Raw genomic sequence first — 12,959 nt, 5'->3', positions numbered from 1 at the left:
CGTCTGATGTCTCCGCCAGATAGGAGTGTCTTAGCATCCAGCACCATCGCTGTTCGGCCAAGTGATTGTTTCACGTGAGTCATTTGCCGATACAGAACTGCCCGAAGATCACGTCCAGCATATCCTCGACATCGATCGCGCCGACGATTCTGCCCAGGCGGTCCGCCGCGAGCCGCAACTCCTCGGCGCGCAATTCCTGCCCAGTGGCGTGGCCATCGATCGCGAGAACCAGGTGGCGATTCGCATCGTTGAGCAGCTCGACATGGCGCAGGCGCGAAGGCAGTACATCTCCTATATCCCCGGCCGCATCTGCCGCGCGACGGCCGATCTCCGTCAACAACGCTTCCACACCCGCCCCGTTAAGAACTGAAATGACAAGGTCATAGCGACCGGCGGCATCCCAAGCAGCCTTCTCACCCAGCAGGTCAACCTTGGTGCCGACGCGCAACAGAGGCGCAGTTGGGACTGAACCGATGTCCCGTGGGGAAGAAATGTCTGCCAACAGCAGCAAAAGGTCGGCACGGTCAGCCTTTGCCCTCGCCTTCTCGATCCCGATCGCCTCGACCTTGCCCGGCGCCTCGCGCAGGCCGGCGGTGTCCGTCAGCCTAATACGCAATCCCTGGAGATCCAACACGACCTCGAGCAGATCCCGTGTCGTGCCCGGCTCATCCGTTACAATAGCTGCATCGCGGCGCGCCAGGGCATTGAACAGACTCGACTTGCCGGCATTCGGCGCACCCAAAATGACGACCTCGAACCCATCGCGGATGATCTCGGCGGCGTGGAACCCGGCGACATGATGGTCGATCTCACCGATCATCGCCCTGACATCGGACCAGACCGTATCCGAAACGGAACCGGGCACATCATCCTCATCGGCAAAGTCGATCTCGGCCTCGATCATCGCGCGTGCATGGATCAACCGGCGACGCCAGCTCAGATACAGTTCGCTCTGGACGCCCTCCGCATTCTGTATGGCGAAGCGCCGCTGCGCCTCGGTTTCCGCATTGACCAGATCGGCCAGCGCCTCGGTTTCGACCAGGTCAAGCTTGCCATTGATAAAGGCGCGGCGTGTGAATTCGCCCGGCTCGGCGTGCCTGACGCCGTCAAACCCAGCAATCGTTTCCAGCATCCTGGCCACCACGGCGCGTCCGCCATGGACCTGAAACTCGGCAACGTCCTCGCCGGTAAAGCTGGCCGGGCCGGGGAAAAAGACGACCAGGCCAGTGTCCAGCACGGTTCCATCAGGTGCTCGGAACCGCCGAAGGACCGCCGCCCGGTCTTTAACCATGCCGCCGGCAATCGTTTCGACTACGAATCGAGTCTGCGGGCCGGAAATACGCAGCACGGCAACGCCGGCCGGAAGCCGGCCGCTCGACAGCGCCACGATCGAATCACCTGAAATCATTTGCCCGCTCTGTCGAACCGCCCTAGCTTCGCGCCTTCGAAACAACCCCGAGTTTGCCCATCGTGACGCTGCCCGCGCAAAACCTGCTTGCTGAAGAGGCCAGCCCCTATCTGCAGCAGCACAGCGGCAATCCCGTGCACTGGCGGGCCTGGTCGCCGGCGTCGCTCGACGAAGCAAAGGCCCTGGACAAGCCAATCCTGCTCTCCGTCGGCTATGCCGCTTGCCATTGGTGCCATGTCATGGCGCATGAAAGCTTCGAGAATGACGGCGTCGCCGCCGTCATGAACCGTCTGTTCGTCAATATCAAGGTCGACCGCGAGGAGCGCCCCGACATCGACCAGATCTACATGGCCGCGCTGTCCTCGATGGGCGAGCAAGGCGGCTGGCCGCTGACCATGTTCCTGACGCCGGATGGCAAGCCGTTCTGGGGCGGCACCTATTTCCCGCGCGAGCCGCGCTATGGCCGCCCGGGTTTCATCCAGGTGATGGAAGCGGTCGACAAGGCGTGGCGCGAGAAGCGGGCGAGCCTGCATCAGAGCGCCGATGGCCTGACCTCGCATGTCGAGGCGCGTCTGTCCGGCACGCATGCCAAAGAGAGCCTGGACCGCGGCTCACTGACCGAACTCGCAGGCCGCATCGACGGCATGATCGACCGCGACCTCGGCGGCCTGCGCGGCGCGCCGAAATTCCCGAACGCCCCCTTCATGCTCACGCTCTGGCTGTCCTGGTTGCGCGACGGCAACGCCGCCCACCGCGACGACGTACTCGTCAGCCTGGAACAGATGCTGGGCGGCGGCATCTATGATCACATTGGCGGTGGGCTCAGCCGCTACTCGACCGATGCGGAATGGCTGGTGCCGCATTTCGAGAAGATGCTCTACGACAATGCGCAGCTCATTCGTTTCTGCAACTGGGCCTACGCGGCGAGCGGCGATGATTTGTTCCGGATGCGAATCGAAGAGACCACCGACTGGCTGCTGCGCGAGATGTGCGTCGACGGCGGTGCCTTCGCCGCCAGCCTCGACGCCGACAGCGATGGTGAGGAAGGGCTGTTCTACACCTGGAGCAAGGACGACATAGAAGCGGCCCTTGGCGGCGATTCAGCTATATTGTTCAAACACTTCACACTATCCAGCCCGCATGGCTGGGAAGGCAAGCCGGTTGTCCATCAAACCCGGTCGCAGCAGGCACAAAGTGTAACCGATCGCGAAAAACTCAATCCCCTCAAAGCCAGGCTTCTCGCCGTCCGCGAAGAACGGGTCAGGCCGGGCCTCGATGCAAAGACCCTCAGCGACTGGAACGGCCTGACGATTGCAGCACTTGCCGAGGCCGGCCGCTCGCTGGGGCGTCGAGACTGGATCGAGGCCGCGGCAAAGGCGTTCGCCCATATCAGCGCCGCCAGCCGAGAGGGCCGTTTGCCGCATTCCATGCTCGGCGCCAGGAAACTGTTTCCCGCTTTGTCCAGCGACTACGCCGCCATGACCAATGCCGCGATCTCGCTGTTCGAGGCGTCAGGCGATTGGAGCTATATCGACCAGGCGAAGCAATTCATCGAACAGCTCGACCATTGGCATGCCGACGCCACGGGCACTGGCTACTATCTCACCGCCTCGGACAGCACCGACGTGCCGATCCGCATCCGGGGCGATGTCGACGAGGCGATCCCTTCCGCCACCAGCCAGATCATCGAAGCGCTGATCCGCCTCGCTTCCGTCACCGGCGATCTCGACCTGCAGGAGAAAGCCTGGCAGGTCGCCGAGCATGCGGCCGGCCGTGCCGCGCACCAGGCCTATGGCCAGGTCGGCATCGTCAATGCCTGCGCCCTGGCGATCGAGCCGTTAAAACTGGTGCTGATAGACGACCTGGCGGATCCCAAGCTTGTTCCGGTTGCGAATCGAAACCCTAACCCGCGCCGTGTAGACATTGTCGTCGCAATCGGTTCGGAAACGAATCGACCCTTGCTGCCCGGAGAGACTCTGCCGCCGACCGACGAGGTGGGTGCCTGGCTTTGTACTGGGCAGGTGTGTTTGCCGGTCGTGACGGATGCTGGAGAGTTGGAGCGGCTGTTGAGCCGTCGATAGGAACAACTCCCCACGGCGGCACCGCCCCTCATCTGATTGCCGCCGTCTTCTCCCCGTGAACGGGAGAACGACGATCTTGTCGCCGATTTCGGCAATTGCCCGCGTCACAAAAGAAGGCGCGCGCGTCGCGGTCAGCCTCTTTCGCCCCGTTTAGGGGGAGAGATGCCTGCAAGGGCAATGAGTGGGGCGCCGACTTATGCGACTTGTTGCCATACCCGCAGACCTAACCGGCAATGAAAAACCCCATCCCGGCCTTCCGGAATGGGGTTTCGACGTAAAGGTTAGGGAAGGTGGCTAGACCTTACGTATTCATCGAATCGAAGAAGTCCGCATTGGTCTTGGTCTGCTTGAGCTTGTCGATGAGGAACTCGATCGCATCGGTCGTTCCCATCGGCGCCAGGATGCGGCGCAGCACGAAGATCTTCTGCAGGTCCGAACGCGCAACCAGCAGGTCTTCCTTGCGGGTGCCGGACTTGAGGATATCCATGGCCGGATAGATGCGCTTGTCGGCAACCTTGCGGTCGAGCACGATTTCCGAATTGCCGGTGCCCTTGAACTCTTCGAAGATGACTTCGTCCATACGGCTGCCGGTGTCGATCAGCGCGGTGGCGATGATGGTCAGCGAGCCGCCTTCCTCGATGTTACGGGCGGCACCGAAGAAGCGCTTCGGCCGCTGCAGGGCGTTGGCGTCGACACCGCCGGTCAGCACCTTGCCGGATGACGGCACCACGGTGTTGTAGGCGCGGCCGAGACGGGTGATCGAATCGAGCAGGATGACGACATCGCGGCCATGTTCGACCAGGCGCTTGGCCTTTTCGATGACCATTTCGGCGACCTGGACGTGACGCACCGCCGGTTCGTCGAAGGTCGAGGACACAACCTCGCCCTTCACCGAACGCTGCATGTCGGTCACTTCTTCCGGCCGCTCATCGATGAGAAGCACGATCAGGTAGCATTCGGGATGGTTGGTGGTGATCGAGTGAGCGATGTTCTGCAGCAGCACGGTTTTACCGGTGCGCGGCTGCGCCACAATCAGGGCGCGCTGGCCCTTGCCGAGCGGCGCCACCAGGTCGATGACGCGGGCCGAGATGTCCTTGGAGGTCGGAACCTCCATTTCCATCTTCAGCCGTGACGTCGGATAGAGCGGCGTCAGATTGTCGAAGTGAATCTTGTGACGGATCTTTTCGGGATCGTCGAAATTGATGGTGTTGACCTTGAGCAGCGCGAAATAGCGCTCGCCCTCTTTCGGGCTGCGGATCGGCCCTTCAACGGTGTCGCCGGTCTTCAATGAGAAGCGGCGGATCTGCGACGGCGAGATATAGATGTCGTCGGGACCTGGCAGATAGTTGGCATTGGCCGAGCGGAGGAAGCCGAACCCGTCCTGGAGCACTTCGACCACGCCATCGCCGATGATCTCGACGTCCTGGGCGGCCAGCTTCTTCAGGATCGCGAACATCAGTTCCTGCTTGCGCATGACGCTGGCGTTCTCGACCTCGAGCGATTCGGCATAGGCGATCAGCTCTGGCGGTTTCTTGTTCTTGAACTCGGCGAGTTTCATTTCTTGCATAAACGGACCTTGAATAGATGGAGTCTGGGCAGGCTTTGGGAGGATATCGACGGGATGCGACAAATGCCGGGCGCGGCCGAAAGCAATGAGGGGCGGCGCATGACGGGAAGGAAGACCCGTCTTTTATCGTCGGTCGGGTGAAAGAGCAAGCCGCGTTTTGCGGGGACGCAAAAGGCTTAAAACACCTTATGCATGTCGTTGCCCCAAAACCGGGACCACTTTTGAGCGACATGCATTAGAACGGCTTGACGACAACCAGGATCACGATTGCGATCATCAGCAATGTGGGGATTTCGTTGACGATCCGCCAGTGCCGAGCCGGTTTTTCATTGCGGTCCTCGGCGAATTTGCGCACCGCGCCAGCCAGATAGCCATGCACGCCGGACAACAGAAGCACCAGGCCGATCTTGGCATGCAGCCATCCGCCCTGGAACCCAAACACTTTCCAGGCGAGCCACAGGCCGAACACCCAGGTGACGATCATCGCCGGATTGATGATGCCGCGCAGCAGGCGCCGCTCCATCACCTTGAAGGTCTCCGACTGCACCGAACCCTTCTCGGCATCGGCGTGATAGACGAATAGGCGCGGCAGATAGAGCATGCCCGCCATCCACGAAATGACGGCGAGGATATGGATCGCCTTCGCCCAGGGATAGAAGCTGACGGGCGCGAGGAAAAACAAAAGCGCGGTGAGAACGACCAGCACACCGATACCGACGGTCATCCGCATCATCGCCTGGCCGGTGCTGTTGCCGGCATTGCCGGCGTTGTTTGAAGAAGCCATCAGCGTTTCGCGCTCCGCACCTGTTTCACCATCGCCTCGACATGGGCGATCGGCGTTTCCGGCGTGATGCCGTGACCGAGATTGAAGATCAGCGGCGCATCTCCCAACGCTTTAAGGATCGTCTCGACACCATCCGACAGCGCCTTGCCGCCAGCCACGAGGCGCAAGGGATCGAGATTGCCCTGGACCGCACCCGAGCGCTGCAAGTCCTTCGCTGCTACCAGCGGCACCGTCCAGTCGATCCCCAGGCCCGTTACGCCGGTCTTCTGGCGATAGGTGCGGTAGCGAGCGCCGGCGCCCTTGGGAAAGCCGATGATCGGAACATCGGGATGGACGGCCCGAACCTGCCTGACGATCTCGGCCACCGGCCAAACGCAAAACTGCTCGAACGAGGCATCATCAAGCACCCCGGACCAGGAATCGAAAATCTGCACCACATCCGCGCCCGCTTCGATCTGGCGGATCAGATAGGCAGCGGAGTTGTCGGCAAGCACTTTCAGCAGATGTTGAAACGCCGCCGGCTCGCGATAGGCAAACAACCGCGCCGGGGCCTGGTCAGGCGTTCCATGGCCAGCGATCATGTAGGTCGCCACCGTCCACGGCGCGCCGCAGAAGCCTATCAGCGTTGTCTCCTCAGGCAGTTTGGTCCGCAACCGGCGAACCGTCTCGTAGACCGGTTCGAGATTCACGTGAAACACATCGCTTTCCAGAGCCAGAATCTCCGGCGCGGAGATCGGCGTCAAAAGCGGTCCTCTTCCCTCCTCGAAGCGCACGTCGCGGCCAAGCGCATGCGGAACGACAAGGATGTCGGAAAACAGGATCGACGCGTCGAAGCCGAAGCGCTCGATCGGTTGCATCGTCACTTCCACCGCAAGGTCGGGATCGTAGCAGAGATCGAGGAATGAACCGGCGCGTCTGCGCGTCTCCCGATACTCCGGCAGATAACGCCCGGCCTGGCGCATCATCCAGAGCGGAGGCGGAAACACCGCTTCGCCTTTCAGGACGTCCAGCATGATCCGGTTTTTCGGCATCGAGCGCTCGCCTCTCCCAGCCTCCTATTAATCTTAAAGATTCTTATATCTAAGATTCTTCTGATTCTAAGAGTCTGTTGGTTGTGGTGGTTGTCACCTGTCCCGCTTTGCCCCGAAAAACACCAGCAAGCATATTGTCGCGCGCTTCTTTCTCCCGGATGTAGGGTTCTGGGGATAGTTCGGAATCTGTCACTGGTTACAAAGCTTTAGGATCCTCCGGAAAAAGTCAGCCCTGTGGACGGAGGCAGGGCAAAGAAACCGGTCCCCAGACTTGTCCCCAACCGCCCGACGAAGCTGACAGCACAGCGAATTGTGGACAAACTGCCATCTGATACAGTCGCCCCCGACCGGCCCCTCTTTCTGTCCCGCTTTATCCACACCCACCCACAGCCCCAGGTGAACCCTGTGAACAAACCCCAGAGCTTCTTTCACCTGCACCTGATTTCCGACGCGACCGGCGAAACGCTGCTCGCTGCGGGCCGGGCGGCTTCGGCGCAATACAAGGACGCGCGGGCCATCGAGCACATCTACCCGCTCATCCGCACCGAAAAGCAGGTGGCGAAAGTGTTCGAGGATATCGAGGAGGAACCGGGCATTATCCTCTATACGGTCGTCGACCAGAAGCTGGCGCGCGGCATAGACGAGCGCTGCGCCACGATGGGGCTGCCCTGTGTCTCTGTGCTGGAGCCGGTGCTGACCGTGTTCCAGTCCTATCTCGGCACGCCGGCCGGCCGGCGCGTCGGTGCCCAGCATGTGCTCGACGCCGAATATTTCCGCCGCATCGATGCGCTCAATTTCACCATGGACCATGATGACGGCCAGCTGCCGCTCAACATGGACGATGCCGATGTCGTGCTGATCGGCATCTCGCGAACGTCGAAGACGCCGACCAGCATCTATCTCGCCAACCGGGGCATCAAGACCGCCAACATCCCGATCGTGCTCGGCGTGCCGGTGCCGGAAAGCCTGGTCGCCGCCAAGACGCCGCTGATCGTCGGGTTGATCGCCACCGCCGAGCGCATCTCGCATGTCCGCCAGAACCGCATTCTTGGCAACAGCAGCTCCTATGAGGCAACCGACTATGTCGACCGCGCTTCCATCACCGAGGAGCTCGCCTACGCCCGCCAGATCTGCACCCGCCATGGCTGGCCGATGATCGACGTCAGCCGCCGCTCGATCGAGGAAACCGCGGCCGCGATCGTTGCCCTGCGGGGGAAGACGCGCTAGGGCGTCGATATTCAGGTCAGGCCGGCCTGCAAACGACGGCTTCCTGCGCTTCCGGTGCTCACGTACGAAAAGTACGCTCCGCTCCGGTTCTCGGAAGCCACCATTTTCGGCTCGGCCTGACCTGAATCTCAACACCCTAGCTGGCGCCAGGAAACCGGGCGAAAAAAACATGACCGAAAAAATCATCCTCGCCTCCGGCAGTCCCTTCCGCAAGGCGATGCTCATCAATGCTGGCATCGACGTCGAAGCCGTGCCGGCCGAAGTCGACGAGCGCGCGCTCGAGGCGCCGTTGCAGCACAGCGGTGTTTCGCCCGAAGATGTCGCGCTGGTGCTGGCCGAGGCCAAGGCCACCGAGGTGAGCGAACGCAAAGCCGGTGCGCTGGTGCTCGGCTGCGACCAGACTTTGTCGCTCGGAGACGAAGTGTTCCACAAGCCCGCCGACATGGAAGGCGCGCGACGGCATCTGCTGGCGCTGTCGGGCAAGACCCATCAGCTCAACAGCGCTGCCGTGCTGGTGCGCGACGGCCAGGTGCTGTGGCGCCATGTCGGCATCGCTTCCATGACCATGCGCAAGCTCGACCCGGGCTTTATCGGCCGTCACCTCGCCCGTGTCGGCGCCAAGGTGCTGGCCAGTGTCGGCGCCTACCAGATCGAGGGCGAAGGCATCCAGCTTTTCGATAAGATCGAGGGCGACCATTTCACCATTGTCGGCCTGCCGCTTTTGCCGCTGCTGGCCGAACTGCGCATACTGGGAGCCATCGATGGCTGAGTTGACCAAGAAGGCCTTCGTCACCGGCCATCCGATCAAGCATTCGCGCTCGCCGAAGATCCATGGCCATTGGCTGGCCAAGCACGGCATCGACGGCAGCTACGAGGCCATCGATGTGGCGCCGCAGGACTTTGCTGAATTCATCCGAACGTTGCAGGCGGCCGGTTTTCGCGGTGGGAATGTCACCATCCCGCACAAGGAAGCAGCCTTCGCGCTGGCAGAACGCCGCGACCAGGCCGCGGAAGAGATCGGCGCCGTCAACACGCTGTGGTTCCAGGATGGTGTCCTGTGGGGCGGCAACACCGATGGCCACGGCTTTGCCGCCAACCTCGATGACTACGCGCCGGGCTGGACGAATACGGGTCCTGCGGTTGTGCTCGGCGCCGGCGGCGCATCGCGCGCCGTCATCCAGGCGCTGAAGCAACGCGGTGTCGCCGACATCCGCATCGTCAACCGCACGCTCGCCCGGGCACAGGAATTGCGCGATCGTTTCGGCGCCGGTGTCTCGGCGCATGGCACGGCGGCGACCGGCGAACTGCTGACTGACGCCGGGCTGCTGGTCAACACCACCGCGCTCGGCATGGTCGGCAATGAAGGCCTCCCGGCCGATCCGGCCCTGCTGCCCGACCACGCCATCGTCACCGACCTTGTCTATGTGCCGCTCGAAACCCCATTGCTCGCCGCGGCGCGCGCCAGGGGGCTGAAGACGGTCGACGGCCTCGGCATGCTGCTCAACCAGGCCGTGCCCGGCTTTGAACATTGGTTCGGCGTCAGGCCGCAAGTCACGGCTGAACTCCGCGCAATCATCGTTGCCGATCTGGTGCCGAAACCATGATCGTCCTCGGCCTCACCGGCTCGATCGGCATGGGCAAGTCGACGACGGCGAAAATGTTTGCCGAGGCCGGCGTGCCGGTCCACGATTCCGACGAGACGGTGCATCGCCTCTATGCCGGCAAGGCGGCGCCTCTGGTCGAGGCGGCGTTTCCTGGCACCACCGCCAATGGCGTGGTCGACCGGGCAAAACTCGGCGCGCGTGTGCTTGGCGACACCGCCGCGCTGAAGGCATTGGAAGCCATCATCCATCCGCTGGTGCGTGCCGACGCCGACGCCTTCCTGGCCAGGCATCGTAACGCGGTCGAATCGATGGCCGTGCTCGACATTCCGCTGCTGTTCGAAACCGGTGGGCGCGGCCGGGTCGACAAGGTCGTCGTCGTCACCGCGCCCGCCGAAGTGCAGCATCAGCGCGTACTGGCACGGCCTGGCATGACCGAGGAAAAACTGGCCGCGATCCTGGCCAAGCAGGTGCCGGATGAGGAGAAACGCAGGTTGGCCGATTTCGTCATCGACACCGGCCAGGGGTTGGATGCCGCGCGGGCTCAGGTGGATGCGATCATTGCGGAGCTCTTGCGCTGAAGCTTTCCTTCTCCCCTTGTGGGAGAAGGTGTCGCCGGAGGCGACGGATGAGGGGTACTCCAGGGAACGCCAACGCCTCACTCCGCTGGAACACCCCTTCCGTCTCGGCGCTGCGCGCCGATCCACCTTCTCCCACAGGGGGAGAAGGGAAAAGAGGCATTGCCATTTTGTCCCGGTGTATGATTCTGCTGCTTTGGAGCGCCTGATTCGATGCGAGAGATCATCTTCGATACCGAAACCACCGGCCTTGATTCGCGCGACGACCGCGTGATCGAGCTGGGCGGCGTCGAGCTGGTCAACCGCTTTCCAACCGGCAGGACGTTCCACCACTATATCAACCCGCAAGGGCGCGCGATCCACGCCGAGGCGCAGGCCGTGCACGGCATCAGCGCGGCGGACCTTGCGGGCAAGCCGACCTTTGCCGACATCGCCGAGGATTGGCTCGATTTCACCGATGGTGCCAAGCTGGTTGCCCACAATGCCACCTTCGATATCGGCTTCCTCAATGTCGAATTCGGCCGGCTTGGCCATCCCAATGTCGATCCCGGCCTTGTCGTGGACACGCTGGCGCTGGCGCGGCGCAAGCATCCGATGGGCCCCAACTCGCTCGACGCGCTCTGCCGGCGCTACGGCATCGACAACACCAAGCGCACCAAGCACGGCGCGCTGCTCGATTCCGAATTGCTGGCCGAGGTCTATATCGAGCTGATTGGCGGCAAGCAGGCGGCCCTAATCCTCGACAGCGCCACCGCGCCGGCGCAGGGCGAGAATGTCCGCCACATCGAAATCATCGTCGCCGAGCGCCCAAGGCCGCTGCTGCCGCGCCTGACCGAGGCCGAACGGGCCGCCCATGCCGCCATGGTCGCCACGCTCGGCGAAAAGGCGCTGTGGCTGAAAGCCGGTTGATCCGAAGCTCGTCGTAGGGCGCAGCCCTCAATACGGCCACTCGCCCCGCCCCAGCGCTGCCACCGCCGCGATGATGCGCGCAAAAGCTTCCGCTGCGGCCGGCACCGTCATGCGGGCACGCAGGAAGCTGTGCACGAGACAGGGCTCCTCATGCCACCAAGCCTTGCCGCCGGCCGAAACGATGCGGTCGCGATAGGTCTCGCCATCGGATGACAGCGGGTCGCACTCGGCCGTGACGATCACCGTCGGCGGCAGGCCGGAAAAATCGCTGTCGCGCAGTGGGGAAAATGTCGGATCGTCCGGTGATTGCCGCTTGGCCGAACGGACATCGCGGTAGAAGGCGATATCACTGAGGGACAGCAGCGGCGCCTCGGCATGCTCGACATAGGACCCCTTGCTCTCATCCCCGCCGAGACCGGGATAGATCAGCACCTGGCCGATTGCAGCGCTGATATGGCGCCGCGTCGCCTGCGCCACTGCCGCCGCGAGACTGCCGCCTGCGCTCTCGCCGCACAGGACGAGCGGCAGGGCTGACGCCGCCGCTACCCATTCGAAAGCGACCAGCGCATCGTCGAAGGCGGCGGGATGGACATGCTCCGGGGCCAGCCGGTAGTCGACGGAAACGACGTCGAAGCCGGTGCCGGCGCAGAGTTGGGCGCAGATGTCGTCATGGCTGTCGAGCCCGCCCAGGATAAAACCGCCGCCATGGAAATAGAGCACCATGGCCCGCCCGGCCTTGCCGGCAAGCTGGTAGCGCCGGATCGGGACGCCGTGGCCGGAAGCGGCGATCAGGCCGTCGCTGGCCTTGACCCCGGCGGGGCGCCCCTGGTGGAAGGCGCGGCACATCCGGTCATAGATTTCGCGCTGCCCGTCGATCGGCAGGCCGATGATCTCGGGCGGATACCAGGCATTCACCGCGTCGATATAGGCCCAGAGGTCAGGATCGAGCCGGGTTTCGTATTTGCCGCGCTGCCTTGTCATAGATCCGCGTAAAGCTGGGCGGCGTTGTCGAAACTGAAGCGCAGCGGCACCGAGCCTTCGACCTGCCAGACGGTGACCGTCTCGCCCGCCAGCAGCCGGCAGGCGCCGTCCGTGTCGGTGACCGCGCCGCCATAGAGCCGGTTGGCCAAGTTGAGGATGCCGGTCTGATGCATGGCCGCGCTGCCGCTGCCGCAGGCATCCTTGACCAGCAGCACGCGAAAACCCCTGGCCACCGCGTCTTTCACGGTGGCGTCGATGCACGCCTCGGTCCACACGCCGGCGACGACCAGCCATTCGATACCGGAAGCCTTGAGCCGGTCGGCGGCCGGCCCTGATCGGAAGGCGCTCGCCTCGGCCTTGATCAGCAGCGCCTCGCCCTCCGCCGGTGCCACCTCATGGCAGATCTCGGTCAGCGGGTCGCTCTTGTCCGAAAAAGCCGACTTGCCGTCCGCATCGAGCGGATGAAAGGGCCGGTCCTGCTTGTCGAGATCGACGATATAGGCCCAGTGATGGAGTGGCACGTGGTTTTGGCGCGCCGCCGCCTGCAGGCGCTGGACGTTGGCGAGGATGCCGGCAAAGCCCTCGACCAGATAGCGCGGGTCCTGCCGGTGCTCTTCCTGGAGATCGATGAAGATTGCGGCCACGGTGCCGCGCTTGATGGAGATGGGCGATTTCATGCGCGCACTTCGTCAGGCCGGCGGGACAGCGCCCCCCTCTGCCCTACCGGGCATCTCCCCCTCAAGGGGGGAGATCGGCTGTCGCGAATGCTTTCGCAAACGATGAAAGTTGCAG

At 63.1% G+C, this 12,959-nt stretch carries 12 protein-coding genes; 6 read left to right on the top strand and 6 right to left on the bottom strand.

The genetic code is table 11. The features are described from left to right. Window positions 1–79: 79 nt before the first annotated feature. Entirely contained in the window at window positions 80–1,408 is a 1,329-nt protein-coding gene (gene mnmE, locus A3A9_RS0113650) for a tRNA uridine-5-carboxymethylaminomethyl(34) synthesis GTPase MnmE (RefSeq protein ID WP_027059280.1), read from the bottom strand. A 62-nt stretch (window positions 1,409–1,470) separates the two neighbouring features. On the opposite strand from mnmE, the gene A3A9_RS0113645 reads away from it, so the two are divergent. Next, window positions 1,471–3,489, top strand: coding sequence for a thioredoxin domain-containing protein (locus A3A9_RS0113645; protein WP_027059279.1), 2,019 nt, complete (start codon window positions 1,471–1,473; stop codon window positions 3,487–3,489). A gap of 301 nt (window positions 3,490–3,790) precedes the next feature. On the opposite strand, the gene rho is transcribed toward A3A9_RS0113645, so the two are convergent. The 3 genes from rho to hemE all read right to left on the bottom strand — a co-directional run bounded on the left by rho (window position 3,791) and on the right by hemE (window position 6,871). After that, window positions 3,791–5,056 carry a transcription termination factor Rho gene (gene rho / locus A3A9_RS0113640; protein WP_027032049.1) on the bottom strand — a complete coding sequence of 422 codons (1,266 nt, stop codon included), beginning with the start codon at window positions 5,054–5,056 and terminating at the stop codon, window positions 3,791–3,793. 235 nt (window positions 5,057–5,291) lie between these two features. Beyond that, on the bottom strand, window positions 5,292–5,840 hold the full coding sequence (gene hemJ / locus A3A9_RS0113635; protein ID WP_027059278.1) for a protoporphyrinogen oxidase HemJ: 549 nt from the start codon (window positions 5,838–5,840) through the stop codon (window positions 5,292–5,294). Further along, the gene (hemE, locus tag A3A9_RS0113630) at window positions 5,840–6,871 is read right to left on the bottom strand and encodes a uroporphyrinogen decarboxylase (protein ID WP_027059277.1); all 1,032 of its coding nucleotides are present in this window, start codon (window positions 6,869–6,871) and stop codon (window positions 5,840–5,842) included. The genes hemJ and hemE overlap by 1 nt, the downstream gene beginning before the upstream one ends. A gap of 405 nt (window positions 6,872–7,276) precedes the next feature. Between hemE and A3A9_RS0113625 the strand changes: the two genes are divergently transcribed. The 5 genes from A3A9_RS0113625 to dnaQ all read left to right on the top strand — a co-directional run bounded on the left by A3A9_RS0113625 (window position 7,277) and on the right by dnaQ (window position 11,186). Continuing rightward, window positions 7,277–8,098, top strand: a complete 822-nt coding sequence (locus tag A3A9_RS0113625; protein WP_027059276.1) for a pyruvate, water dikinase regulatory protein — start codon at window positions 7,277–7,279, stop codon at window positions 8,096–8,098. A 169-nt stretch (window positions 8,099–8,267) separates the two neighbouring features. Beyond that, a complete protein-coding gene (locus A3A9_RS0113620; protein ID WP_027059275.1) occupies window positions 8,268–8,867 on the top strand; it encodes a Maf-like protein in 600 nt (199 codons plus the stop codon). Then, a complete protein-coding gene (locus A3A9_RS0113615) occupies window positions 8,860–9,702 on the top strand; it encodes a shikimate dehydrogenase (RefSeq protein ID WP_027059274.1) in 843 nt (280 codons plus the stop codon). The genes A3A9_RS0113620 and A3A9_RS0113615 overlap by 8 nt, the downstream gene beginning before the upstream one ends. Next, window positions 9,699–10,280, top strand: coding sequence for a dephospho-CoA kinase (gene coaE, locus A3A9_RS0113610; protein WP_027059273.1), 582 nt, complete (start codon window positions 9,699–9,701; stop codon window positions 10,278–10,280). Before A3A9_RS0113615 ends, coaE begins: the two co-directional genes overlap by 4 nt. A gap of 210 nt (window positions 10,281–10,490) precedes the next feature. Beyond that, the gene (gene dnaQ / locus A3A9_RS0113605) at window positions 10,491–11,186 is read left to right on the top strand and encodes a DNA polymerase III subunit epsilon (protein ID WP_027059272.1); all 696 of its coding nucleotides are present in this window, start codon (window positions 10,491–10,493) and stop codon (window positions 11,184–11,186) included. Window positions 11,187–11,213: 27 nt separating this feature from the next. On the opposite strand, the gene A3A9_RS0113600 is transcribed toward dnaQ, so the two are convergent. Next, on the bottom strand, window positions 11,214–12,167 hold the full coding sequence (locus tag A3A9_RS0113600) for an alpha/beta hydrolase (RefSeq protein WP_027059271.1): 954 nt from the start codon (window positions 12,165–12,167) through the stop codon (window positions 11,214–11,216). Next, window positions 12,164–12,844, bottom strand: coding sequence for an isochorismatase family protein (locus tag A3A9_RS0113595; RefSeq protein ID WP_027059270.1), 681 nt, complete (start codon window positions 12,842–12,844; stop codon window positions 12,164–12,166). The genes A3A9_RS0113600 and A3A9_RS0113595 overlap by 4 nt, the downstream gene beginning before the upstream one ends. Window positions 12,845–12,959 lie beyond the last annotated feature (115 nt).

Source organism: Mesorhizobium loti CJ3sym, from assembly GCF_000472785.1.
Taxonomy (GTDB): Bacteria; Pseudomonadota; Alphaproteobacteria; order Rhizobiales; family Rhizobiaceae; genus Mesorhizobium; species Mesorhizobium loti_E.
The sequence above is the reverse complement of the archived record's forward strand: the minus strand, read 5'-3'. Positions and strand labels throughout refer to the sequence as shown.